The sequence below is a fragment of the Actinophytocola sediminis genome (genome assembly GCF_054779715.1).
On record NZ_BAAGXS010000074.1, the window covers coordinates 108,261 to 131,412 of the forward strand.

At 69.9% G+C, this 23,152-nt stretch carries 24 protein-coding genes; 12 read left to right on the top strand and 12 right to left on the bottom strand.

Going from position 1 to position 23,152, the window contains the following annotated elements; genetic code table 11:
- Positions 1 to 140: 140 nt before the first annotated feature.
- From ACYVIP_RS34265 to ACYVIP_RS34280, 4 genes are read left to right on the top strand one after another with little or no spacing between them, the layout of a single operon-like run.
- Positions 141 to 527, top strand: coding sequence for a hypothetical protein (locus ACYVIP_RS34265; RefSeq protein ID WP_460403998.1), 387 nt, complete (start codon positions 141 to 143; stop codon positions 525 to 527).
- Positions 484 to 1,167, top strand: coding sequence for a DUF3558 domain-containing protein (locus tag ACYVIP_RS34270; RefSeq protein WP_460403999.1), 684 nt, complete (start codon positions 484 to 486; stop codon positions 1,165 to 1,167). Before ACYVIP_RS34265 ends, ACYVIP_RS34270 begins: the two co-directional genes overlap by 44 nt.
- Positions 1,167 to 2,420 carry a hypothetical protein gene (locus ACYVIP_RS34275; protein ID WP_460404000.1) on the top strand — a complete coding sequence of 418 codons (1,254 nt, stop codon included), beginning with the start codon at positions 1,167 to 1,169 and terminating at the stop codon, positions 2,418 to 2,420. Before ACYVIP_RS34270 ends, ACYVIP_RS34275 begins: the two co-directional genes overlap by 1 nt.
- Positions 2,407 to 3,186, top strand: a complete 780-nt coding sequence (locus ACYVIP_RS34280) for an ESX secretion-associated protein EspG (protein WP_460404001.1) — start codon at positions 2,407 to 2,409, stop codon at positions 3,184 to 3,186. Before ACYVIP_RS34275 ends, ACYVIP_RS34280 begins: the two co-directional genes overlap by 14 nt.
- A gap of 7 nt (positions 3,187 to 3,193) precedes the next feature.
- Here ACYVIP_RS34280 and ACYVIP_RS34285 read toward each other — a convergent pair whose 3' ends face one another.
- From ACYVIP_RS34285 to ACYVIP_RS34295, 3 genes are all read right to left on the bottom strand, one after another.
- Positions 3,194 to 4,771: a hypothetical protein gene (locus ACYVIP_RS34285; protein ID WP_460404002.1), complete on the bottom strand. Its 1,578-nt coding sequence runs from the start codon at positions 4,769 to 4,771 to the stop codon at positions 3,194 to 3,196.
- A 151-nt stretch (positions 4,772 to 4,922) separates the two neighbouring features.
- Positions 4,923 to 5,135 carry a hypothetical protein gene (locus ACYVIP_RS34290; RefSeq protein ID WP_460404003.1) on the bottom strand — a complete coding sequence of 71 codons (213 nt, stop codon included), beginning with the start codon at positions 5,133 to 5,135 and terminating at the stop codon, positions 4,923 to 4,925.
- 116 nt (positions 5,136 to 5,251) lie between these two features.
- Positions 5,252 to 5,536: a hypothetical protein gene (locus ACYVIP_RS34295; protein WP_460404004.1), complete on the bottom strand. Its 285-nt coding sequence runs from the start codon at positions 5,534 to 5,536 to the stop codon at positions 5,252 to 5,254.
- Between the two features lie 105 nt (positions 5,537 to 5,641).
- Between ACYVIP_RS34295 and ACYVIP_RS34300 the strand changes: the two genes are divergently transcribed.
- Positions 5,642 to 6,526, top strand: a complete 885-nt coding sequence (locus ACYVIP_RS34300; RefSeq protein ID WP_460404005.1) for a helix-turn-helix domain-containing protein — start codon at positions 5,642 to 5,644, stop codon at positions 6,524 to 6,526.
- A 21-nt stretch (positions 6,527 to 6,547) separates the two neighbouring features.
- Positions 6,548 to 6,730 carry a DUF397 domain-containing protein gene (locus tag ACYVIP_RS34305; RefSeq protein ID WP_460404006.1) on the top strand — a complete coding sequence of 61 codons (183 nt, stop codon included), beginning with the start codon at positions 6,548 to 6,550 and terminating at the stop codon, positions 6,728 to 6,730.
- Positions 6,731 to 6,783: 53 nt separating this feature from the next.
- On the opposite strand, the gene ACYVIP_RS34310 is transcribed toward ACYVIP_RS34305, so the two are convergent.
- The 5 genes from ACYVIP_RS34310 to ACYVIP_RS34330 form a co-directional block, all read right to left on the bottom strand.
- A complete protein-coding gene (locus tag ACYVIP_RS34310) occupies positions 6,784 to 7,173 on the bottom strand; it encodes a hypothetical protein (RefSeq protein ID WP_460404007.1) in 390 nt (129 codons plus the stop codon).
- Between the two features lie 123 nt (positions 7,174 to 7,296).
- Positions 7,297 to 8,148 (bottom strand): M23 family metallopeptidase, encoded by an 852-nt coding sequence (locus ACYVIP_RS34315; protein WP_460404008.1) that lies wholly within the window; start codon positions 8,146 to 8,148, stop codon positions 7,297 to 7,299.
- A 108-nt stretch (positions 8,149 to 8,256) separates the two neighbouring features.
- Complete coding sequence (locus ACYVIP_RS34320) at positions 8,257 to 9,939, bottom strand: serine/threonine protein kinase (protein WP_460404010.1); 1,683 nt, start codon at positions 9,937 to 9,939, stop codon at positions 8,257 to 8,259.
- Complete coding sequence (locus tag ACYVIP_RS34325) at positions 9,936 to 10,487, bottom strand: hypothetical protein (RefSeq protein WP_460404012.1); 552 nt, start codon at positions 10,485 to 10,487, stop codon at positions 9,936 to 9,938. The genes ACYVIP_RS34320 and ACYVIP_RS34325 overlap by 4 nt, the downstream gene beginning before the upstream one ends.
- On the bottom strand, positions 10,484 to 11,026 hold the full coding sequence (locus ACYVIP_RS34330; protein ID WP_460404014.1) for a hypothetical protein: 543 nt from the start codon (positions 11,024 to 11,026) through the stop codon (positions 10,484 to 10,486). Before ACYVIP_RS34330 ends, ACYVIP_RS34325 begins: the two co-directional genes overlap by 4 nt.
- 141 nt (positions 11,027 to 11,167) lie before the next feature.
- Here ACYVIP_RS34330 and eccD point away from each other — a divergent pair, with 141 nt between their 5' ends.
- Positions 11,168 to 12,550, top strand: coding sequence for a type VII secretion integral membrane protein EccD (gene eccD, locus ACYVIP_RS34335; RefSeq protein WP_460404016.1), 1,383 nt, complete (start codon positions 11,168 to 11,170; stop codon positions 12,548 to 12,550).
- A 1-nt stretch (position 12,551) separates the two neighbouring features.
- Complete coding sequence (gene eccB / locus ACYVIP_RS34340; protein ID WP_460404019.1) at positions 12,552 to 13,961, top strand: type VII secretion protein EccB; 1,410 nt, start codon at positions 12,552 to 12,554, stop codon at positions 13,959 to 13,961.
- 174 nt (positions 13,962 to 14,135) lie between these two features.
- On the opposite strand, the gene ACYVIP_RS34345 is transcribed toward eccB, so the two are convergent.
- Genes ACYVIP_RS34345 through eccCa form a run of 3 tightly spaced genes read right to left on the bottom strand, consistent with a single transcriptional unit; the run spans position 14,136 to position 20,150 of the window.
- Complete coding sequence (locus tag ACYVIP_RS34345; protein WP_460404021.1) at positions 14,136 to 15,830, bottom strand: hypothetical protein; 1,695 nt, start codon at positions 15,828 to 15,830, stop codon at positions 14,136 to 14,138.
- Positions 15,809 to 16,162, bottom strand: coding sequence for a hypothetical protein (locus ACYVIP_RS34350; protein WP_460404023.1), 354 nt, complete (start codon positions 16,160 to 16,162; stop codon positions 15,809 to 15,811). Before ACYVIP_RS34350 ends, ACYVIP_RS34345 begins: the two co-directional genes overlap by 22 nt.
- Positions 16,163 to 16,181: 19 nt before the next feature.
- A complete protein-coding gene (eccCa, locus tag ACYVIP_RS34355; RefSeq protein ID WP_460404025.1) occupies positions 16,182 to 20,150 on the bottom strand; it encodes a type VII secretion protein EccCa in 3,969 nt (1,322 codons plus the stop codon).
- A gap of 151 nt (positions 20,151 to 20,301) precedes the next feature.
- Here eccCa and ACYVIP_RS34360 point away from each other — a divergent pair, with 151 nt between their 5' ends.
- Positions 20,302 to 20,613, top strand: a complete 312-nt coding sequence (locus ACYVIP_RS34360; protein WP_460404027.1) for a hypothetical protein — start codon at positions 20,302 to 20,304, stop codon at positions 20,611 to 20,613.
- A gap of 15 nt (positions 20,614 to 20,628) precedes the next feature.
- Positions 20,629 to 20,931, top strand: coding sequence for a hypothetical protein (locus ACYVIP_RS34365; RefSeq protein WP_460404029.1), 303 nt, complete (start codon positions 20,629 to 20,631; stop codon positions 20,929 to 20,931).
- Positions 20,932 to 21,009: 78 nt separating this feature from the next.
- On the opposite strand, the gene mycP is transcribed toward ACYVIP_RS34365, so the two are convergent.
- Positions 21,010 to 22,278 carry a type VII secretion-associated serine protease mycosin gene (gene mycP, locus ACYVIP_RS34370; RefSeq protein ID WP_460404031.1) on the bottom strand — a complete coding sequence of 423 codons (1,269 nt, stop codon included), beginning with the start codon at positions 22,276 to 22,278 and terminating at the stop codon, positions 21,010 to 21,012.
- 128 nt (positions 22,279 to 22,406) lie between these two features.
- Here mycP and ACYVIP_RS34375 point away from each other — a divergent pair, with 128 nt between their 5' ends.
- Positions 22,407 to 22,799, top strand: a complete 393-nt coding sequence (locus tag ACYVIP_RS34375; RefSeq protein WP_460404033.1) for a YbaB/EbfC family nucleoid-associated protein — start codon at positions 22,407 to 22,409, stop codon at positions 22,797 to 22,799.
- Positions 22,796 to 23,143 (top strand): hypothetical protein, encoded by a 348-nt coding sequence (locus tag ACYVIP_RS34380; protein ID WP_460404035.1) that lies wholly within the window; start codon positions 22,796 to 22,798, stop codon positions 23,141 to 23,143. The genes ACYVIP_RS34375 and ACYVIP_RS34380 overlap by 4 nt, the downstream gene beginning before the upstream one ends.
- Positions 23,144 to 23,152: the final 9 nt, after the last annotated feature.

Sequence of the window (23,152 nt, forward strand, 5' to 3'; positions counted from 1 at the left end):
AGCAGATTCGCCATGCTCCAGACGGGTGACCCTCGTCAAAACGTGCACAAACACGAAATTTCCGCCATACGCTCAACTGGCGCGGTGTACCCGGACGGACACAGACAGTAGAATCGCCGCGCACCTGGGGAGGTACGGGGATGACGAACGCACAGCCGCCGTTGGGCAACGCCGGCTACTCGATCACCGGCAGCGGCGGTGGGGGCTCCGGCGGCAGGTACGTCTTCGCCTCACTGGAGGAACTCGACGCGATCATCGGCGAGTGGGCCAGGATCCGCGACGAAATCCGGCTTGACGGGCGAAGAATTATGCAAGCCCAGAACTTGATAAGACCACCCGCCGATGACATCATGAGCAGACTGCAACAAAGTGCCACAAACAGCTCTCTCGACAAGGCCCTGACCCATAACGCGGCCATGGTGACGTACGTGAACTCATACATTGAAAAACTGTCTACCGCGAAATCACTCTACGCTTCCGACGATGAACAAAATGCGGCACGGATGCGAGATGTTAATGAGCACTGATAAGATCAGTTCACGCATCCCGCTAATCGTAATATTGGCCTTGGCAGGCGCGCTGGGAATCGCCTGTTCGCCAGAGACGAACGGCACACCATCAACACCAACCAGCGAACAATCAGGACCGAACGATACCCGACACTCTGAGTCAGAGCCTGACGGTCCAGCCGAGAACACTCCTTTAGTGGCAAATCCACTAGACGCGAGCCACTTCATCGCCGACCCCTGCGCTGTACTGGACCAGGAACAACTGGCCTCACTCGGAGTGACCCGACCTGGAATCCCAGAGACCACCGGCGCCGTAGCAGAACAAGTTGGCCCATTCTGCTCGTGGCATGCCTCGGCCGAAGAAGACAGCACCATTGGAGTGGGATTCGTTACAGGCAACAACAACGGCCTGTCTGACACTTATCGCGGTCGCGACCAGTTTGAAGATTTCCGACCAACTGAAATAGATGAGTATCCGGCAGTATTCGCAAACAGTCCAGATCTCCGCTCATCGGGAATGTGCAACATAGTTGTCGGCGTCAGCGACTCATTGGCATTCAGCGCCACCGAGCAAGGTTCGCTGGATGCCTCGGGTTCCTGTGACCGGGCGGAACAGGTGGCGACGGCGGCGTTGGCGACGATCCAAGAGGGAAGCTGATGTTCGGGCTGATTGGTATGACCGGTGACGATATCTACCGGAACTTCACTGACGGAGACGGACCGAACGGGCTCTTCGCCGGTGCAGCCATCCTGAACGACATCGCCAAAACCTATGACACCCGGGCGACCGATATTCAGAGCCTGGTGGGCCGGATGGAGTCGGCTTGGGAAGGAGATGCGGCGGCGGCGGCGCAGCGGGGCGCGGGACCGGTGGCTGTCGAGCATCAGCTGTCGGGGATGGCATTGGGAACCGCACAGGATTTGACGAATCGGCAGGCTGGGTCGTTCAGTGAGGCCAAGGGGCGGGTGGTGCCCGTACCACCGACACCGGAGCCGATCAACCCGACGACTGTCTTCACCGATCCGACCGTGCTCATCGACCATGAGCAGCGGGTTGACGAGCACAGTGCGGCGGCGCAGAACAACGTCGATGTGATGAACGGCTACTCCAGCGCCTCCGACTACAACACCACCAACCTACCGGCCAGTTACGGTGCGCTGTCCGACGACAACGCCGGAATCGTCATCGGCTCGGATCACACCGCCACCGGCGCTGCCGGCTCGGTGTTCGAGACCAGCAGTGACTCCGGCGGTGACTCCGCCCGGGGTGCCGGGGGTGAGGGCTCGTCGCGGGTTGACGAGCGTCCGCAGGGTGACCGCACGCCGACGCCAGGGCCTGGCGGCACACTTCAGCCCGGGCCAGGCAATGGCTCGTCCGGCTCTGGCAGCGCGGGAAACACGCCGCCTCCGGGCATCACGACGCCCGACTCGTTCGTGCCCAATCCTTCTGGTCAACCTGTGCTGCCGACTGGTCCTGGTGCGGGCAGGGTGCCCGTCGGCGCGACTGGCGGACCACCGTTCGGCGGTGGCCCAGGCGTTGTGGGTGGTCCGAACCTGTTCGGGCGTCCGCACGGTGGCGTACCCGGCGGTGGTGCGCCCGGTGGTGGTGGCGCAGGCCCACGCGCCGGCGGAATACCAGGCGGCGGTGGAGCGCCAGGCGGGCCGGGTGGGCGCGTTGTCGGGGCGGAGCCGCATGGGCCGGTCGGACGACCGGGACCGACTGCCGGAACGGTCGGTGGACGTGGTGGTGGTGCGGGTATGGGCGGGATGCCGATGGGCGCGGGTGGTCGAGGCGGTGACAGTGAGGACGCCGAGCACAAGAGACCGGAATGGCTCGAAGGCGGCGATCCCGACGAACTGTTCGGCACCGACGTGTTCACCGCGCCGCAGGTCATCGGTGAGGACGACTGACGTGGTGCTACCCACGCCGGCCACCGTGCCGGCGTCGCTGCTGGCATGGCTGGTGGCTGACGCGAACCTCGGCGAACTGCACAAGACCCTGGCGCCCGAGGCCCAGTGGCTACCGACGGCCGGGCGCGACGCGCTCCGGCTGCGGGGCCAGGAGTTGATCGCCGAACTCGGCTGGCGGGACCGCTACGGCAGGCTGGAGCGGGAGGTCGCCGGCGCGCTCACCGTGTTGTGCCGGCCGAAGGTCGAGTACTACGGCTGGATCGCGCACGAAGGCCAGACCGTCGGAGTGCTCGCCGCCAGCGCCGGCCGGGAAGCCGTTTTCGCGGTCCGCCAGGCGGACTCGACGATCTGGCTGACCTCGGTCCACGCCACCCAACTCGCCGAGCGTCTGGTGGCGCAGATCCCGGTGGTGCCGGCCGGTCGAGGCAGGTCGTTCACCGTGTCCGCGAAGGAGGTGCGGTCGACCCGCCGGGACGGCCGGCAGCGCACGCCGTCCGGGGCCGGTGTCCGCCGCGCCGGGCCGGAGGTGCGGGACGCGCAACGGCTGGCGGCCTTGCCATCGACCGGACACGGCGAGCTGTCCGTGGCCAGCCGGGACGAGGTCGGCCGCCGGCACCGGGCACCGCGACCACTGCGGTACACCGACACCAGCGACGGCCGGTTCACGTTGTCGTTCCTCGACGGTGGGGACCAGGTGCGGGTGGCGCCGGCCGGGCGGGACGACCTGCTGCGTCACCTGACCCGAATGGCACAGACACTGAGCTAGTGCTCCATCAACGCGGTGCGACTGTCAGGCGAAGAACGGCCTCCGCCATGACCTCGACTGCCCGGTCGGCCCGCGCCGGGTCGAGCGGCACCGTAACCAGGTCGCTGCCGCGTGGGGGTTGCGTCTCCAGTCCGATGTGCAGGTTGCCCGGCGCGGACAGGTTGTCATGGGGCGAGACGTAGACGTCGAACGTCGAGCCGTCGCTGTCCCAGAACGTCACCGCTGGCAGGCCGGCGATCTCGGTCACCCTGCGGTCGCGGAAGAGGTCACCCTGCCCGTAGCCGCTGGGAGCGGTGCCCCAGCCGCCGGCGGAGACGTTGACCCTGATCACCAGTTCGTGTTTCGGCTCGACGAAGAAACAGTGCACGGCCCAGGTGACCGCGGTGTACGCCGGACCGAAACCGGCCTCGATGGCGTCCGCGAACACCGCGCACTGGCCGTGCCGGTTCGCGTCGGCCACGGCGAGAATCTCCGCAGGAGTGCCGTCCAGGTCGACCTCCTGGTACGGCTCGCAGTCGTCATCGTTTCCGTTGCTGAAGTGGACGCAGGCCCCCTTGGTGGCGGTGTCGTTGTCGTCCGGGCCGTAGAGCAACGGGCGTTGCGGGGTGGCGTCGGCCGGGCGGTCACTCGCGAGGGCCACGACCTGTTTCACCATGGCCGGAACGGCTTCGCAGTCGCCGACCGTCAGTTCGACGACCGTGGTGGCGAACCACTTGTGCGCAGTGCCGCTCGGCCCGTTGTCCCAGCTCGCTGTGCAGCTCTCGGAACTCTCGAGTACCTCGACCGCCTTGCCGGCGAGCTGCTGGGTCGGGCCAACCGGGTCGGGCGCCGACTCGTAGGTGATCGCCAGCCGAGAGCCGTGCCCGCCGCTTTGCGGTGCCGGCCGCCCAGAGCAGCCCGCGAACGGATCCTGCACACCGTCCGGTTCGAAGGTCAACGTCTTCGCCTCCGCACCGAGGGCCCGTGCAAGCAATGTGCAGCCGTCCCACCTGGCGTACGGATAGGACGCCGGGTCCATCGCGACACTGTCCGGGTCGCCCAGCTTGGCCACCGCGGCCTCGGCGAACCGGCGCGTGGTCACACACGGGTCCGTGCGTTCGTCGCCCTCGTGGGCGAACTCGATCGCCCGTACGGTACTCACCGGCACGACAACTCGGCACTCCTCGCCGCGGATCTCCTGGTAGGCCTTGGCATCGCCGATGGTCACCGGTGCGGCCAGGTACCGCGCGATGTGGACATAATGAGTGCCGACGCGCACCTTGACGCCTTTCTCCACCACGCCTGGTGAGTACGACGCGTCCGCGTGCAGCCGGCACGAGTGTGGCCCGGTGCGCATGGCCGTGGCCTCCGGTAATCCCTGCGATCTGGCGAACTCGACTCCGGGTAGCTGGCACGGGTCGAGCACGCGCAGTGCGGCGGTCACCGCTTCCATGTCCCGCCCAGCCGGCCGGGGAGTTCGTGTCTCCGTCGGCACGGTCACCTTGGTGGTCTGCTCAGCGGACGCGGCACGGTCGCCAGCGTCGTCATCGCTGTCGGCGAGCTGGATCGGCACGAGTACGGCAGCGAGCAGCACGACGGCCAGCACCGGAAATAGCAGCCAGAGCCAGTGTCGAGGCTCCTTCTGGGGTGGCTGTCGGGGTGGTTGGAACCGCGACCGCGGATACTGTCCTCGCGGACTCCAGGTCGGTTGGTTGGCATGACTCACGTTTTCCCCCAGGATCGCGACGAAGCCAACTTCAGTGTTGCGGGCCGGCGAGGCGCACACATCGTTGGCACGGAACGGAACATGGCCGGCGAAGTGCGGGATCGAGCACCACCGCCCGGCCGCACATCGACCAGCCGATCGGTATCCGCCGGAAGACCATCCGGTCGGCGTCGGGCAGGACGGCGTGCAGCCGGTCGGTGAAGTAGCCGGGCAGCCACGCCGGCCGGTCGGCGGACGCGGTCACAGCGGTGGGCCGGCCAGGAGCGCCAGGCCGCAGACCGCGAACCCGACCCACTCCAGGGTGGGTTCGAGGATCGAATGGCCCCAGCCGGCCTCGGTACCGTCGCCGGTCGACACGGGTCACTCCGGTGCCGGTGGCGTGACCCAGACCAGCCGGGCGGTCACGTCCGGGGCCTGGCACAGCGCCTGCCGAACCCGCTCGGGGCTGCGGAGACTGAATACTGAGCCGCGGCCGGCCACGGCGGTGGTGTGGTCGGCGAACGCCATGCCCCACGCGGCGATCCGGCCGTCGACACGCTCACCCAGCTCCTGGACGACGGCGAACAGGCGTGGCGCCTCCTCGTCGACCATCTCCTTCACCAGCTCGGTGAACTCTTCCTCGCACATCGCGGGCAACTCATCCATAGCCACATCCCGTGTTCGATTGATCACCTGACGTGAGATACGATCGTCCACGCCAACTTGGATGAAAAGTGGGAATCCCATTTTCCACTCGAAAGGGGGTATGGAGTGTCCGAAGAGAACAAGTGGGTGGTCACCGCGACGGTGCGGCAGTGGCAGCTCACCGAGACGTTGCGTCAACTGCGCGAACAACACGGCTGGACGATCGATGAGGTGGTCGAGCGGCTGACCAAACTTGGTGGCAAGTGGTCGTCCTCGAAGCTCAGCCGAATCGAGACACGGCAGCAGGGCGTGAAGTCCTTCGACGTGGAGCGGCTACTCGACGTTTACGAAGTGTCCGACCCGAACACCCGCGAGTGGGTCATGGGCCTGTCCGCGCGGGCCGGCGAGCGCGGCTACTGGCTGGCGATCCGCAAAGACCTGCCGGTGGACTTCCAACAATTGCTGCACGTCGAGGCGACCCTGCTCGCCGTACGACAACTGGAGACGCTCGTCGTACCGGGCCTGTTGCAGACACCGGAATACACACGAGCACTGGTAAACGGCTCGAACCCGGGACTGGACTTCGAACTGACCGAACGCCGGGTGATCGCCCGGATGGCTCGGCAACGAGTGCTGAATCGCCCCAAACCGTTGCGATACCACGTAGTTCTGAGCGAGACGGTGCTGACCACCCCGATCGGCACGTCGTCGGTGATGCGCGGCCAGCTCGCGAGGTTGGTGGACGCGGCCGAGGCCGAGCACATCACCATGCAGGTGCTCCCCCGCTCGGCGGGCGCGACGCCGGCGGTCAATGGCCCCTTCTCGATTCTCACTCTGCCTGAACCGATCCCCGACTTCGGCTATGCCGAGAGCCCAGGTGGCGCGATGTACATCGAAGACCGCGAACACGTGCGGTCACTGCTGGAGAAGTGGGGCATCCTCACCGGTCGCGCGCTGACGCCAGCCGATTCACTGGACGCCATCAAGGCCGCCGGGGAGACTTGCGGGTAGGACAAAACCGGAAGGATTCCCATGACCCTCACCTGGCGTAGGAGCAGCTTCTCCGGCGACGGAGGCACTGGCGGCGGCAACTGTGTGGAGGCCGCCCGGTTGGAAGCCGACCGGTTCGCCTTACGTGACAGCAAGAATCCCCGCCCCACCCTGGAACTCTCCAGTGGTGGTCTGACCGCGTTGCTACGGCACCTATCCGACTGAGCTCGGTGGGGTCGTCCGGCGGCGGCCGTTCGCGGTCGCCCCGGAACGCTCACTCAGGAACAGACCGCGTCAAGTTCGTCCAGCTGATCCCGCACACTGGTCTTGAATTCCTCGATGTACCGCTCGAATTCTGGATCCTGCTGGAGTGCGGTCGGTCTCTTGGACATGTCCGGACTGAAGTCGGTGAAAGTCTGCGACAGCTTCGTGAAGGCGGCCTTGACATCTTCGTCGTCCGCGTCATCGGCTCGCTCCTTGAACTCCGGAGCCACCCCTTCCGCTAAAGTGACCATAATTTCCGGCGGGCCACTCTCGATCATCCCCTGCACATATTTTCCTTGCTTCTTACCCGCCGTGCACGCTTCCGCGGACGCCTCACTGAGACCACATCCACTGACAGAAAACGCGGCGACAACTGCCATGAACCCGAGGATTCTTACCTTCATGAGGGCAAGCCTACGAGGCCCAACCCGGATTCGACACGTGGCGACCGGCGGAATATTCCGCCCCGGCAGCACCACCGCCACCTCGTGCCGGGCGAACAGGGTGCTCGCCCGGCACGAAATGTCTCAGCCGCAGTGTTCCCATGGGCTGGTGTACGTGTTGGTGCCGATCTTGCCGCCCCACTTCACGCAGGTCGACGGGGCCGATTTGCGGACCGGGCCGGCGTAGTAGGAGAACGAACCGGAGTCCGTCGCCCTGGTGCCGCCCTGGGGTTCGACGAACGCCGACATCGAGGTCGCGCTGCCCAGGTTGGTCGACTTGAGCGTGACCACGCAGTTGGTGCCCCCGGACTTGTAGAGCAGGTACACCTTGCCGGCCGAACCGAGCGCCGCCGAGTCGATCACCGAGTAGCCGGCGCCGCAGACCTCGGTCGGCGTGTACGGGTTGCCGCCGCCGCCACAGTTGTTGCTCGTGTAGTTGCGAGAACCCCAGTACAGGATCTGGGAGCCGTTGAACTTGATCTTCACTGCCGAGCCGCCGGAGCGCTGCTCGTAGTGCAGGTGCGCGCCGGTGGAGCCGCCGGTGTTGCCGACGTCGCCGATCCGCTGGCCGCGGCTCACCGCCTGGCCGACGCTGACCCGCTGCACCGAAAGGTGGGCGTACCTGCTGGTCCACCCGCTGCCGTGGTTGATCTCGATCCACCGGCCGTAGCTCGTGCTGCCCTCGTTGGCGACCCTGGACACCGTGCCGGCGGCGGAGGCGACCACCGGGTCACCGGAGTCGTTGGTGCGGTTGAAGTCGACCGCGTTCGCCGGGCTGTGGTTGGTCCTGGTCTGTCCCTGCCACGTCTGCCCGCAAGGGAAGGGCATCTGGAACGCCGGCGCGGCACTGGCCTGCGGGGTGCCGACCAGGTTGACGACCGTGGTGGCGACTAGTGCCGCGCCAGCTAATGCTGCTAACCATAGTGAACGTTTCACTTTCCCTCCAAGTGTCACAGCAACTTGACGTGACCATCCGAACACATGGAGGCTCGTTCGCATAGAGGTTTCGAGAAGGTTCTTTAGGTAGTTACCTCTTCACCACGATCACTTCTGGCAGACGGCACCGCGCAACGGCCGCGGTCTGCTCTCGTACACCTGGTCACCGTCAGACGCCTGGATCAGGAAGCAGTACCTGCGGTTCGGGTCGACGTCGACGGTCATCGAGTGCGCCCGCTCGGCGAGCAGCACCTGCGTGCGCTGCCCTTCGGCGGCGATGACCACGGCGAAGTCCAGGTCGCGGGTGGCCTTCCAGGTGAGCCGCACGGTGCTGCGGAGGTCGGTCGGCTCGGCGAGTTCGACCGTCACCGCGTCGGTGTCCACGCCGTTGGCGACCGGGACTCGAGGAGTCGTGGAGATCTCCTCGGGGTCGCCGCGCAGCAGGAGCAGGGGGACGAGCGCGAGCAGGGCGAGCAGCAGGGCCGCGCCGGCGAGCAGGTCGTAGCGGATCAGTCGGCGGCTTGGTTGGTCCGGTCGTTCCAGTGGGCCGGCCAGGACCGTGGCCCGGGCGGCGGCACCGAAATCGTCGGCGAAACCGTCGTCGGTTTCGACGGTGCGGCGGGGGGCGCTGAGGACGACGCCGGGTTGGGTGGATGACGGGTGTGGTCCGGTGGTGGCCGGTGGCTCGGCATCTCCGGATGCCGGCGGCAAGACCTCGACCGGCGCGACAACATCCGGCGGCGGGGCGGCTGGCGCCGGCACACCCTCGGACATCGGAGCCTTGACCGGTGGCACTGCGTCCGGCGAAACCGGCGGGGCCGAAACCAGTGGTGGCGGGGCGATCGGTGGCGGCCCACCACGCTCGACCGGCGACCACCCCGTCACCTCTGGTGGTGCGGGCATCGGTGCCCAACCAGCACCAGGCCCGAAGTCGTCGAAGTCCGGGGGGCCCTCCGCCATCACCGGCGTCCCGGCCGCCGGCGCGTCGAAGTCGTCCCAGTCCTCGGTTCGGGGGGTCGGTGGGTCGGGGAGCATGAACGTCAACTGGTCGGCCACGGTGGCCGCCTCGCCCGGGCGGTGTTCCGGGATGGCCGCCAGGAGTCTCGCCACCAAAGTAGACAGTCCTACCGGGACATCCGGTCGGTTGAGTGCCGGCACCGGCTCGCCGAGGATGCGCAGCACCCGCTCGCCCGGCTGTTCGCCCAACCGCCCCGGGTGCGGCGACCTGCCGGTCAGCGCGAAGTGCAGCACCGCGCCCAAACCGTACAGATCGGTCAGTTCGTCCAACGTGCCGGTTCGCAGCGTCTCCGGTGGCAGGTACTCGATGGCGTGCAACGGATCCCTGGTGAACGCCTGCCGCAGCGTCACCCCGAAGTCGCCCAGCGCCGGCTCGCCGTTCTCCCGGAACAGCACATTGCTCGGCGACACCCCACCGTGCACCACCCCAACACCGTGCGCCGCGGCCATGGCCACCGCCATGGCCCGGCCGAGCACCGCGACGTCGGCCGCCGCCAGCGGGCCGGACCGCTCGATCAGGCCGGCGAGCGACTGGGTACACAACTCCATCCGCAACGCGGGCTCACCGGTCGGCAGGTCCTCGACACCGTCCACCATCAGCACCGAGGTGATCCGCCGGACCGTCGACAGCTTGGCCTGTTCCTTGGTGAACGCCGACATGGTCCGCTTGTCGAACCGTTTGGGGAACACCTTGAGTGCCACCGGCACCCCGGCTCGGTGTCCTGAATAGACAGTCGCCACCGGACCGTCGGCTATCCGGTGCAGGTCGGTCATCTGGCCTTGTCCAGGTAGCCGCAGCTGTTGGCCAGCAGGGGGCGCACGTCGGCCAGCGCCTCGGCCGCCAGGCCGGCCGCCGGCACCGCGACGCCGCCCACCTTCAGTCGGATCTCACAGGTGTGCCACAACGTCGGCGCCACCGCCGCCCACTGCCACAACTCGTAACTCCCAGCGGACAACACCGCGGGCTCCTGGCCGGGCAGTCCGACGGCGTACGCGTCGGGCAACTCCGGGGTGTTGCCGAGGCCGACCAGCAGGGGGCGTAGGCGGTAGGTCATGGCGAACTCGACCGCGTCGGTCACCGCGACCAGCAGGCCAACCGACAGCAGCCGCCGTACCGCCGCCTCCGCCTCGAGTAGCTCGGCTTTGGCCGCCAGTGACAACAGGTCCTCAGTACTCCACCGTGGACTGTCCTGATGGGACAACACCCAGACGCCGAACTCGTCGTCGGTCATGGTCTGGTGTTCCAGGCCCACGCGGACGTGGTGCAGGCCTTCGGGGTGCCGCACGCCGACGTAGTGGCCGATCGGGAACACCTCGCTCACGCCGGTCCCCCGATCCGCACGTCGAAACACGCCACCCGGGCCGCCAACAGCTCCGGCGCCGTCGCCAGCGCCCCGGCGAGCACCTCCGCCGGATCGGTCTGCGTCGGCTCGTCGACCCCCGCCCGCGCCGCGACCGCCGCCGCCTCCTGGCAGGCCGACCACAGATCCGGCGACAGGTGCGCCCACTGCCACAGGTCATACAGCGGCCCGGTCATCGCCAGCATCGGCTGGTACAGCAACCCGACGGAGAACAGCCACGGTTCGTCGACGGCGTTCCCCAAGCCCAACGCCAGCGGCAGCAACCGGTGGCCGGACGCGAACGCCACCGGATCGGACACCTCGGCCAGCAACCGGCGGTCCAGCAACGCCCCGGTCATCGGGTCGTCCCGGCGCAGCTGGTCGGCGTGTGCCGACGACCAGGCCACGTACTGACTCTCGGACAGCTCGGCCAACTCCGCGCCGACCCGAACCTGCCTGGCACGACCACCGGCGCCGTCGTGCACCACCCCGAGATCGTGGCCGACGGGCACCAGGTCCACCAGCCCACCTCCCCCGCGGTGTCCGCAAGCTGCCGAGGCCGTTCCCCGGCTCTCTCCTGCCGGACATGGTAAGTGCGTCCATCCGTTCCGTCAGACCCGTCGGCAGGAACCTGTCGTCGACGGCCGGCAGCGAGGAGCGCCATGAACACCACTGGCCTGGTGCGCGTCACCGTCGCGGCGCCCGCCCGCCGGATCGACCTCGCGCTGCCGGAACGCTCGCCGCTGGCCGAACTGCTCCCCGGTCTGCTCCGGCACGCCGGCGAGGACCTCGCCGACCTCGGCGCACCGCACGGCGGCTGGGTGCTGCGCCGCGCGGACGGCACGGCGCTCGACTCCGCCCGCACCCTGGCCGCGCAGCGGGTGCGCGACGGCGAGGTCCTCCACCTCACCCACGCGCACACCGACTGGCCGGAACTCGAGTACGACGACCTGGTCGACGCGATCGCCACCGGCTCGGCGCGCACCGGAGCCAGCTGGGGACCACGGCACACCCGGCAGACCGGGCTCGCGATCGGCGCGATCTCGGTCGGGCTCGCGATCGCCGCCGTCACCCGGTCCGGACCGCCGTGGACCGGGCCGGCGTGGTGGTCGATCGGGGTCGCGGCCGTGCTGCTCACGGCGGCGCTGTTGTTGGCACGAGCCGGGGGTGACACCGACGCCGCCGCGATAGCGGCGGGCGTCGGGTTGCCGTTCGCGTTCATCGGTGGGGCGTTGATGTTCGCCGGGGACCGTGGGTTGCTGGACCTCGGCGCGCCGCAGTTGCTCGGTGCCGGCGCGGCGCTGCTGTTGGAAGCGGTGGTGGCGCTGCTGGGGGTGGTCGATCGGCTGCCGTTGTTCGTCGGGGCGGCCACGGTCGCGGTGTTCTCGGTGATCGGCGGCTGGCTCGCGACCCTCGACGTGTTCGACGGCCACGAGGCCGCCGCGATCATCGCCGGCGCCGGGCTGGCGTTCTCCCCCGTGCTCGCGCCGCTGTCGATCAGGCTGGCCAGGGTGCCCATGCCGGTGCTGCCGAAGGTCGCCGCCGACCTGCTGCGCGACGACCCGCAGCCACCGCGCTCGGCCGTCTACGCCGCCGTGTTGCGCGCCGACGGGCTGTTGACCGGCATGGTCGCCGGGCTCGCCGCGGTCGTCGTGCCCTGTCAGGTCCTGCTGATCACCAGTGGCAGCGAGGCCGGCCTGATCCTGGTGATGATCCTGACCGCCGGGTTCCTGCTGCGTGCCCGGCTGTATCCGATCGTGCGGCAGCGGGTGCCGTTGCTGGTCGCCGGGCTGTCCGGGGCGGTGTGTCTCGGGCTCGGGCCGCTGATGGCCGAACGCGCCGAGCTGCTCTCGGTCGCCGGGCCGGTGCTGCTCGCGGTCGGGGTGGTGGCCGCGCTGCTCGGGGTCGTGCACAGCGTCCGGGAACCCAGTCCCTATCTCGGTCGGTACGCGGAGATCCTCGAGGTCGTGCTGGTGTTGGCGATCGTGCCGGTGCTGTGCTCGGTGCTCGGGCTGTACGGCTTCGCGCGCGGGCTGGCCGGCTGACATGGCCTCCAAGCGCGACCAGCTGCACGCCTACCAGTTCCTGGTCCAGCGGGTGATCTCCGCGCTGGTGACCAGGGAGACCGACCCCGAGCAGCCGCCGTTTCGCCGCCCGGTCAACGGCGCGTTCGGCGGCATCGCGATCGCGGTCATCGCGCTGGCCGCAGCCGGGGTGTACGGGCTGATCAATCCGGGCGGCAACGACGCGTGGATGGACGGCAAGTCGGTCGTCGTCGAGGAGGAGACCGGCACCCGGTACGTCTATCTCGACGGGCGGCTGCATCCGGTGGCGAACTACACCTCCGCGCTGCTCGCGATCGGCGAGCACGCGCGGACGGTCACCGTGTCCCGCGACTCGCTGTCGGGGGTGGCGCGAGGGCCGAGGATCGGCATCCCGGACGCGCCGGATTCCCTGCCGGGCAAGGACGGGCTGCTCGGTGGTGGCTGGACGCTGTGCTCGCAGCCGAGCAGGGACCTGACCGGGACGGTCGTGCCGACCTCGGTGCTGCTGGTCGGCCAGTCGCTGCGGGGCGGGGCGTCGCTGGCGGAGCGCGCGGTGCTCGCCGACGTGCCGGAGACCGGTGAGCGATATCTGCTCCACCGCGGCTACCGGCATCTGATCGGCGATCCGGACGCGGCCGCCGTCGCGCTCGCGCTGCGGCCGACGCCGGCCGTCCGGGTCAGCCCGGCGGTGATCGAGTCGATTCCGGCCGGGCTGCCGATCGCGCCGATCCCGGTGGCCGGGATGGGGGAGCCGGCGCATGTGGCCCGGCCCGAGGTGCTCGCCGGGCAGCTGTTCGCGGTCAGCACGTCCGGTGGGATCCAGTACTACCTGGCCGAGGTCGGGCAGCTGCGGCCGATCACCGAGCTGCAGTACGACCTGCAGCGGGGCTACCAGGCGACCGCGAAGGCCTATCCGAACGCCGAGCCGGTGGCGCTGCCGATGGGGCTGATCGAGGCCGGCGGCGCGCCGCGACCGTCGGTGGCCTCGGCCAGGGCGGGTGATCCGCCCGCGGTGCGGCCGGAGTTCGTGCTGGCCGACGACGGCGCGTCGGTGTGCCTGATGTTCGCGCCGGGGGCGGGGACGCCGGTGGTGACGATCGCCCCGCCGATGCCGTCGGCCGATCCGCTCACCGCCACGCCGAGGCGGACCGAGGAGGGTGCGGTGCTCGCCGACCGGGTGCTGGTGCCGCCGGGGCGTGCCGCGGTGGTGGAGGCGGTGCCGACGATGGACACGCCGAGGGGCACGTTTCTCGTGGTGACCGATCAGGGGGTCACGCATCCGGTCGCGTCGGCGGATCTGTTGCGGGTGCTCGGCTATGAGCAGGTGCGGCCGGTGCGGCTGCCGGCCGGGCTGGTGGCCCGTATCCCACTCGGCTCCGGACTCAGCCACGAGGCCGCGCTGCGCCGGTAGCCGGTGGCCGCGAACCGCGATGAGGGCGTCCTGCGCTGCCGTGAAATGCAGTGAAGGGTCCCTTCGCTGCGGTGGGTGCAGTGAAGGGACCCTTCGCTGCGTTCTTCGGCGCGGGCGGGCACGAAACTGCGGCCCCGAGGCGTTTGTGCGCCTCGGGGCCGTTGTGCTCCTGGGTCAGTGGGCTCGGTGTGTCGGGGCGGTGATGCGCTCGTCGGCGGCCGGTTTCTGGTCCACCTGCCAGAGGTCCTCGTCGATGAGCTGGACGGTCGTCGGCACGTCGGACTCCTCGGTCTGCCGGCGGCCCCGGCCGGCGAACGCGTTCACGTCCGCCCAACCCGCCTTGCCGCTGAGCATCACCGGTAGGCCCGGCGTGACGACGTCCTTGCGGCGGTTGTTGCGGCCGTTGCCACTCGCGCGGGAGCCGGTGCCGGCGCCCGGCCCGCCGCCGGCACCACCGGCGCCCATGCCCATCGGCGGCATCATCGGCGGCATTCCGCCGCCACCACCCATGGCCGTGCCGCCGGTCGTCGAGGACAGTCCGGGTGGCGTGGTGGGGGCCGCGACGGCCGGCGCGGCCGTGGCCGGTGCCTGGACCGGGGTCGAGGCCGCCGGGATCGTCGGGCTGCCCGCGCCAGCACCGAACCCGCCAGCACTGACGCCAACTCCGCCGACGCCGCTCCCACCGCCACCGCTACCAACGCCGCCTGCGCCGATGCCGGCACCACCGCCAACGCCGCCCAGGCTCACGCCGGGCAACTTCACGCCACCGGACCCGACACCCGGACCGCCGCCACCCGGTCCGCCGCCGGGACCGCCGCCGATGGGCGGGATGACGGGACGGACACCGTTCGGGCCGCCGCCGACCCCACCAACCGGCGGGATGACCGGCGCGGTGACCCCGCCACCACCGCCGCCCGGCGGCACGGCGCCACCACCGGGCGGAGCCGTCGGCACCGTCGGCGCGCTGACCGGCGGCGTGCCCCCGAGTCCACCGCTCAGCTGCGGATCCTCGCTCTGGCCGGTCAGCGCCGGATCGCCGCCGACGTCCGGCCCCCCGGTCAGGTTCGGCGCGGTGACCTGCGGACTACCCGTCGGGCTGACCCCGTTCGGCGCGGTGACCTGTGGGTTGCCCGTCGGGTTGACGCCGTTCGGCCCGGTCTGCGGCAGGTCGGTCCTTGGCACCGTCGTGCCCTGCAGGTCCGCACTCGGCACGCCGACCGGCGTGCCGGCGGGAGTACCGGTCGGGGCAGCCCCGGCGACCGTGCCGCCGGTGCCGCCGTCGGTGCCGCCGGTGACCGATGGCCGCTTGGGCGGCTTCTGCTCAACCTGGTCGTTGACCCCCTCGTACTTACCGCCGGACGAGGCCGTGTCCACCGCCTTGGTCGCCCGCCCGTACAGGTCGGCGATCCGGTTCATCATCGACCCGGACAGCTGGCGCCAGTTGTACGGCGGGTAGATCTCGGCGCCCTCCCTGGTGTACCCCTCCTTGGTCAACGCCTCCTGGTTCTCCGCGTACCACAGGTCGAACTGCTTGATCTGGTTGGTCAACGCCGCGTGGGTCGTCGGGATGAGCGTGGCGAGTTCCCCGAGCACCTGGTCCGGCTTGGCCGTGGTGATGTTGTGGTGCCACTTGGCCAACGTCTTCTCGGTGTTGCGCGCCCGCTCGACGAACTGCTGACCGGCGGTGTCCTTCCAGTCCGGCTCCAGCTTGTCGGTCTCCTTGCCGATCTCCTTACCGGCCTTGCCCAGCTCCGCACCGGCCTTGTTCCACATGGTCGACTTGGCCTCGAGCATGTTGGTGTTCTTGGCCTCCTGTCCCATGATCTTCAGCTGCGCGGCCAACGGCATCACCTCATAGTTGGCGGCCATTCCGACACCACCCCCACCCTGCTGGTCACGTTGCTGATCGGCTCGTGGAGCCGGCTGATGCCCTTGATTCCCTGCTCGGCCGCCTCGTCGGAGTCGAGGTAGTCGTGGCCGGCCGCCTTGGCCTTGGTGTTGTAGGCGTTCGCGCCCAACGCGGCGGCCTGCACGAACTCGACGAGGGTCCTGGTCGCCGGGGCGTCCTTGGCCTGGTACGTCTTGCCCTCGTCCATCCCGGGGACCAGGTCGGCCGCTGGGTTGATCAGCGGACAGCTGTTGGTTTTCCAGTGCAGCATCGTTTCTGGCTTGCCATCGATTTCGTCCTCCGGGCCTGCCATCGATCCCTCCTTCTCGAGTTCACTCGGTCGGTGGCAGCCACGCGAGCTGCACGAGCAGTGGTTCGCCGCGGCGGGTCACGAGCTTGGCCCTGCCTGGCGGGAGTTCCTCGGCCTTCTGGCCGCCGATCAGCTGACCCTCGGCCTTGTCGCCGGACAGCAGCAGCCCGATCGCGCCGACGTCACGCAGGCGGGTGAGGAACTGTTCGAACAGCGCGCGGCCCGCGCCACCCATCCGGCGGGTGAGCACCACGTGCAGCCCGATGTCCCGTCCCTGCGCCAGGAACTCCAGCAGCGGCAGCAGCGGGTTGTCCATCGACGTGGTCACCAGGTCGTAGTCGTCGACCAGCACGAACAGCTCCGGGCCGGTCCACCAGCTGCGCCGGCGCAGCTGCTCGGGGGTGACGTCGGCGCCGGGGAGCCGGCCGCGCACACCCTGCGCGGTCGCGGCGACCAGCTTGGTCGTGGTCGCGCTGTCGGTGCCGTAGCCGAGCAGGTACTCCGCCGGCACCTCGCCGAGCAGGCTGCGACGGTGGTCGACGAGCACGATCCGGGCCTGCTCGGGGCGGTAGGTGTCGACGATGCGGCGCGCGAACGCCCGGATGAACGTCGTCTTGCCGGAGTCGGCATCGCCGAGCGCCACCACGTGCGCGTCCGCGTCCAGGTTGAGCCGTACCGGGCCCAGGTTGGTCTCGGCGATGCCGACCGACAGCGCCCGGCGGTTCGGGTCGTCGGCGGGCAGTTCCCGGTAGGGCAGGCGACTGGGCAGCATCCGCACCGCGGGCGCCGGCTCCCCCGGCCAGGCCGTGCGGAGCCGCTCGACCAGCTCGGCCACGCCGGCGGACAGGTCAGCGGTGGTCCCGTCCAGGCGGGGCAGCGCGGTCAGGATCTGGTGTTTGGACGGGCCGATCCCCCTGCCGGGCGCGTTCTCCGGCACCCGCAGCGCGCCCGCGCGGTCGATCATCGTGTCCATCGGGTCGCCGAGGCGCAGCTCGATCCGGCTGCCGAGCAGGTCCCGCACCTGCGGGCGCAGATCGAACCAGCGGGCGCAGGACACCAGCAGGTGCACCCCGTAGGCCAGGCCGCGCTGGGCGATGCTGGTGACGATCTCCTCCTGGTCCTCGAAGTCCTTGCGCAACGTCAGCCAGCCGTCGATGACCAGGAACACGTCGCCGTGCGGGTCCTCGACCGTGCCATCGGCGCGCAACGCCCGGTAGCTGGGCATGCCGTCGACGTCCAGCTCGGCGAACCGGCGTTCCCGCTCGGCGAGCACGGTGGCCACCTCGGCGACCGTCCGGCGCACCGCGCCGCTGTTCTGCCGGCCGGCGACCCCGCCGACATGCGGCAGCGCACGCACCGAGCCGAGGGCGCCGCCGCCGAAGTCCAGGCAGTAGAACTGCACCTCGCGTGGGGTGTTGGTGAGCGCGAGCCCGGTGATCATCGCCCGCAGCGCGGTGCTCTTGCCCGACTGCGGGCCGCCGCACACGACGCCGTTGCCCGCCCCGCCGGCCAGGTCGAGCACCAGCGGGTCCCGGCGCTGGTCCAACGGCCGGTCCACGATCCCGAACACCGCGTGCAGCGCGCCGTTGTGGGTGGCGTCGGTCGGTCGCAGGCCCCGCTCGGGGTCGACGGTCAGCTCGCCGAGCACGTCGGTGAGGGTCGGCGGCGCGTCCAGCGGCGGCAGCCACACCTGGTGGGCGGGCACGCCCCGGTCGGCGATCCGGTCGACCAGGATGTCGAGCAGGCTCTCGCCGACCGCGTCGTCGTCGACCGCGTCCGGTGGCTGTTCGTCCGGTTCCGCTGCCAGGTCGGGGGCGACGTAGCCGGTGGAGTAGACGTTGAGGCCCAACGGTTCCTGGCCGTCCGGTTGCGTTCCATGTGGACGGTCGGCGCGGTGCACGCCGGAGACGTAGGCCGAGCGGAACCTGGCCATCGGCTCGTCGCCGTAGCGCAGGAAGCCGTGGCCGGGGGCACGCGGCAGGGAGAACGCGTCCGAGACGCCGAGCACGGTGCGCGAGTCCATGTCGGAGAACGTGCGCAGGCCGATCCGGTAGGACAGGTGGGTGTCCAGGCCGCGCAGCCTGCCTTCCTCGAGGCGTTGGCTGGCCAGCAACAGGTGCACACCGAGCGACCGGCCGACCCGTCCTATTTGGACGAAGTTGTCGATGAAGTCGGGGCGCGCGGACAGCAGTTCGGAGAACTCGTCGACCACCACGAACAGGGTCGGCACCTCGGGCAGCGGTGCGCCGGCGGCGCGCGCCTTCTCGTAGTCGCGCAGGGAGGCGAAGTTGCCGGCCGCGCGCAGCAGTTCCTGGCGGCGGATCAGCTCGCCGTTGATCGCGTCGGCCATCCGGTCGACCAGTGGCAGTTCGTCGACCAGGTTGGTGATCACCGCGCTGGTGTGCGGCAGGCGATCCAGTCTGGCGAAGGTGGCGCCGCCCTTGAAGTCGATCAGCGCGAAGTTCAGCGAGTTCGGCGGATGGGTGATCGCCAGCGCGAGCACCAGCGTGCGCAGCAGCTCGGACTTGCCGGAGCCGGTGGCGCCGATCAGCAGACCGTGCGGGCCCATGCCGTCCTGGGCGGACTCCTTGAGGTCCAGCTCGATCGGGCTGCCGTCCTGGCGGATGCCGAAGCGCACCCGCAGCCGGTCCCGGCTTGGCCGGGGCACCCAGGTGTCCTGGGGGTCGTAGCCGTACGGGTCGCCGAGGTCGAGCAGTTCCTCGAGGCCCAGCTCGGAGCTCAGTGGCTGCTCGCCCCGGGTGCCCTCGGTGAGCCGCAGCGGCGCGAGCTGGCGGGCCAGCGCCTCGGCGGCGGCCAACGGGAGCGCGTCGGCGCGGCCGAGGTCGACCTCACCGTCGGCGCCCGCGCTGGTCAGCCCGCCGTCGCTGGCGACGTGCAGCACGACCGCGGACCGGTCCGGGGTGCGCGGCGGCGGCGAGGTCAGGTCGATGACCGTGGCGCCCTCGACGCCCGCGCCGGCCATCAGGTGATCCGAGCCGGCGGTCTCGCCGCCGTCGAGGACCACGACCAGATGCGGCCCCGGCACCCGGGTGACCCCGTCCTCGGGGTCGAACCGGGGGCGGTCGCCGAGCAGGTCGTCCAGCAGCGCCTCGAGCATGGTGATCGTCGGTGCGACCAGCCGGACCGGGCCGAGGGCGTCGGTGCGTTCCGGGTGCAACGCGTGCGGCAGCCACTTGAGCCACTCCCACTCGCCGCGCCGCCTCGGGTCGACGCAGACGGCGATGCGCAGGTCGTCCGGGGACTGGAGGGTGGCGAGCTGGGCGATGAGCGCACGCGCCAGCCCGTCGACGCGGTCGCCGCCGCGGAGGTAGACGCGGCTGAACCCGTTGACGGCCATGGCGAGCGGCAGATCGGCGACCGACGAGTACGTGGTGATGAACCGGCGAAGCGCGAGCGCGGAGAGCGGCTCGAGCTGTTCCATCGGCCTGGTGTCCGGCGCGATCAGTTCCGTGGCAAGGGTTTGCGCGCCGAGCCCGATCCTGGCCACGCCGAAGTCCACGTCGCCCCGGCGGCGTTCCCACAGCCGGTAGCTCGCGGCGACCGACCACAACGCGGTCGGATCCGGGTGCAGGTACCAGAGCGCGGTGCGCTGCCGCCGAGCGGTCCGGCCGACGCGAACTCGGTGCTGGGCAAGGGAACGCAGGTACATCCGGCGGGCGTAACCCATCTCCCGCTTGCTCGGCCCGCCGCCCTGCAGGAACGCGGCCACGACCATCAGCAGCATGGCGACACCGAACATGCCGAACACCACGAACCGGATCGCGACGAAGGCGCCGCCGCCGCCGAAGCTCCCGCTGAACAACAGGATCATCGCGCCCATCATCAACACCATGGGCAGCACCATGAGCACCTGCGACCACTGCCGGCCGGCGGGCGGCGGGATCTCCGGCGGGGCGTCGAGCACCAGCTCACCCGCTGGCATCTCCGGCGCGGCCCGGCGCAACGGGCGGCGCACGACCACGGTCCCCACGGCGAACCTCCTCTGACGGTGTTCGCGCCAATCCTGGCTCGCCGCGGCGGGTCGGGCGATCGCCGTGGCAGGAAGGTGCCGGTGGCCATCCGCTCGGGCGGCGGGCGACCTAACGTCAGCGCCACGATCGCCCGTGTGAGGGAGTTGAAGCATGGCCCTGAACAACATCCATGTCGAACAGACGGCGATGTCAAGCGCCGTAGGGAAGTCGTCCGACACGCAGACCGCGATCATGGACTACGAGCGTCAGCTCAGTGGCATCGCGGACATGGTGAAGGCGGTGTGGGGTGGTCGCGCCAAGACGGCGTTCGACGCCAAACACCAGGAGATCGCCGCGAGCCTGGGCATCAACTCCCAGGACGCCGGCCGGATCTCCGAAGGCACCAACCAGGCACTGAACATCAGCCTCACGGCCGACGACGACGCCTACGCGATCATCAACGCCATCAACGGCCAGCACTGACGAGGAGCCGACCCAGTGGTCAACCCTGATGCGATCTCCGTCAAGTTCGAGAACCTGCAGGAACTGCGCACGGCCATCCAGACCGCGCAGACCATGCTCAACCAGAACCGTACGGACTGGATGACCTTCACCACCAACACGATGTCGGCCGGCTGGGCCGATGACGCCGGTGAGGCCAACCAGTTCCGCAACGCCGACTTCAGCAAGTACGGCGAGGAGAACGAGATCTTCCTGGCGAACCTGATGGCGGCGGTGGAGAAGGCGGAACACGAGCTGCGGGGCGCGGTCCAGCGATCCCGCGCCGCGATTCAGGCGTGACACCATGTGCTGATCGCGCCACCCCGACCAGCCTCCGGCCGCCACCCCGGCCGGAGGCTGTTCTGTGCTCGACAGGAGCTATTTGCCGACCGGGAACAGGAACACCTGATCCGGTGTCTCCTGGCGGCCCGGCGTCTCCGGCAGTGCCGGCCGGCGGGCGGCCGTCCACCGACGCCGGCTGGCTCTCGGTAGCGCGATCGCCAAGACCACGGCCACCACGATCGCCGCGAACACCACCCCGGTGCCGAACCGCGCGCCGGCCCCCATGTCCCGCCACCACGCGGCCTCGCGCAGTGCCGCCGGGTCCGGTGGGGTCGGCTCGATCGGGGCGACGGCCAGCGGTTCGCGTTCGGTGAGTTTCTCGGTGACCGCGCGATAGGGGTCCACGATGCCCGCGCCGTACTCCAGGCTCGCCTTTCCGCCCGGTGCCGGTGCGGCGGTCGCGCGTAGCCGTTGGGCCACCTCCGGCGCGGTCAGCTCCGGGTACGCCGCGCGCACCAGCGCGGCCACGCCGGACACGAACGGCGTGGCGAAACTCGTACCGGCCCAGTAGTGATGGCCGGCGACCCTGGTCGCGGCCAGCACGTCCTGCCCGGGGGCCACCAGGTCCACATAGGGCCCTGTCTGCGACCCCGACGCGCGGATCCCTTCGATGTCAATGGATCCGACACCAAGCACGCCGTCGTAGGACGCCGGGAACGACGGCACCGGACCCTGGTCGTCCCGGTTGCCGACCGCCGCGATCAGCAGCGCGTCCCTGGCCTGGGCGTAGGCGACCGCCTCCCGAATGGCCGGGAAGTCGCCGTAGCCGGACAACGACAGGTTGATCACCTTCGCGCCCCGGTCGGCGGCATACCGAATGCCGTCGGCGACGACCGACGGGCTGATCGGGGTGGCGTTGCCGCCGTCGTTCAGCTCGCGGTCGGTGATGCGCACCGGCAGGATGCGTGCGCCGGGCGCCACGCCGCGGAAGCCGACCCCGGTAACCGGCGCCGCGGCGATGATCGACGCGGCCGCCGTTCCGTGTGACCCGCAGTCGAAACTGCCTGGCAGGTCACCGATGAGGAAGAAATCTCTGCCGCGCAACACTTTTCCGCGTAGTTGCGGATGGTCGGCGTCCACTCCGGAATCCACGACGGCCACCGTCACGCCGGCGCCGGTGCTGTGCGGCCAGGTGCGGTCCAGGTCGAGCAGTTGTTGTGCCCAGGGCAGTTGGCTGATGGCCGCCCGCGCCGGTTCCGGCTCGCCGCGGCAGGCGCCCGCGGGAGGCGCGGCGGTCGCCGTCGCCGGCAGGCCGAGTGTCGCGGCGAGCACGAGTAGCAGTGCGGCGCCGGCAACCCCTTTCATGGCTGGCGATCCTGCTGGCCCGCGCGCCACTGTGGCGTGCTCGTGGCCGGAACCGGTCATGGCCACCGAGAACCCGGCACCGCGCGGTCATCCTTGGGTTCCGCCTGGAGATCGTGGGAGGCCATGAAGTGGAGCGATCGACCACCGAGCTGACCGGACGGTTCGCCGAGTACGCCCGGCTCGCCGAGCAGGTGAAGGCCATGCGCGACCAGGTGGACGAGATTCGCGGCACCGGCTACTCCGACGACGGCCTGGTCACCGTGGTGGTCGGCGGCCGGGGCGAGGTGCGTGAACTGGAGCTGGACCCACGGATCTACCGCGACCAGAACTCCGCCGAGCTGGCAACGAAGATCCTCGCCGCCATCAGCGCCGCGGCCGAGGACGCCGATCGGGAGGCGACGAAGTTCGCCGAAGGGCTGCTGGCGCCGCGACGACCGGGCGACCAGGAGATCGACCCGATGTTCGACCCGGTGCTGCACCTGCTCGACGAGACCACCTCGGCGATGGAGGACCGGAGATGACCAATCCCGCCGACGGCTGGACCGGTGTGGACGTCGACGGCGCCGGCATCGACATGTTCCCGGTGCCGGCCGAGTCGCTGATGAAGAACATCGCCACCCTGGTGTCCGAGATCAGGACCCAGTGGGAGTCGACCAACGGCACGATTCTCGCGCTGGAGAGCAAGCTCGGCGACGGCCCGCTCGGCCGGCCGGTCGCCGAGCGATACAACCCGACGGCCAAGCAGTTGCGCAGCTTCATCACCGACATGCTGGCGCGCACGCAGAAGCTGTCGGACGCCGGCGTCAGGGCCGTGCCGATCTACGTGACCGCGGACAACCTCGCCGGCCAGCACTTCGAGTTCTAGGTCGATCCG

What these genes read in the sequence shown, in the direction of transcription:
- ACYVIP_RS34345 (WP_460404021.1), bottom strand. Translation starts at nt 15,830, where the DNA reads ATGGCCGCCAACTATGAGGTGATGCCGTTGGCCGCGCAGCTGAAGATC.
- ACYVIP_RS34305 (WP_460404006.1), top strand. Translation starts at nt 6,548, where the DNA reads ATGACCCTCACCTGGCGTAGGAGCAGCTTCTCCGGCGACGGAGGCACT.
- ACYVIP_RS34275 (WP_460404000.1), top strand. Translation starts at nt 1,167, where the DNA reads ATGTTCGGGCTGATTGGTATGACCGGTGACGATATCTACCGGAACTTC.
- mycP (WP_460404031.1), bottom strand. Translation starts at nt 22,278, where the DNA reads ATGAAAGGGGTTGCCGGCGCCGCACTGCTACTCGTGCTCGCCGCGACA.
- eccB (WP_460404019.1), top strand. Translation starts at nt 12,552, where the DNA reads ATGGCCTCCAAGCGCGACCAGCTGCACGCCTACCAGTTCCTGGTCCAG.
- ACYVIP_RS34310 (WP_460404007.1), bottom strand. Translation starts at nt 7,173, where the DNA reads ATGAAGGTAAGAATCCTCGGGTTCATGGCAGTTGTCGCCGCGTTTTCT.
- ACYVIP_RS34295 (WP_460404004.1), bottom strand. Translation starts at nt 5,536, where the DNA reads ATGGATGAGTTGCCCGCGATGTGCGAGGAAGAGTTCACCGAGCTGGTG.
- ACYVIP_RS34320 (WP_460404010.1), bottom strand. Translation starts at nt 9,939, where the DNA reads ATGACCGACCTGCACCGGATAGCCGACGGTCCGGTGGCGACTGTCTAT.
- eccD (WP_460404016.1), top strand. Translation starts at nt 11,168, where the DNA reads ATGAACACCACTGGCCTGGTGCGCGTCACCGTCGCGGCGCCCGCCCGC.
- ACYVIP_RS34380 (WP_460404035.1), top strand. Translation starts at nt 22,796, where the DNA reads ATGACCAATCCCGCCGACGGCTGGACCGGTGTGGACGTCGACGGCGCC.
- ACYVIP_RS34265 (WP_460403998.1), top strand. Translation starts at nt 141, where the DNA reads ATGACGAACGCACAGCCGCCGTTGGGCAACGCCGGCTACTCGATCACC.
- ACYVIP_RS34270 (WP_460403999.1), top strand. Translation starts at nt 484, where the DNA reads ATGAACAAAATGCGGCACGGATGCGAGATGTTAATGAGCACTGATAAG.
- ACYVIP_RS34360 (WP_460404027.1), top strand. Translation starts at nt 20,302, where the DNA reads ATGGCCCTGAACAACATCCATGTCGAACAGACGGCGATGTCAAGCGCC.
- ACYVIP_RS34350 (WP_460404023.1), bottom strand. Translation starts at nt 16,162, where the DNA reads ATGGCAGGCCCGGAGGACGAAATCGATGGCAAGCCAGAAACGATGCTG.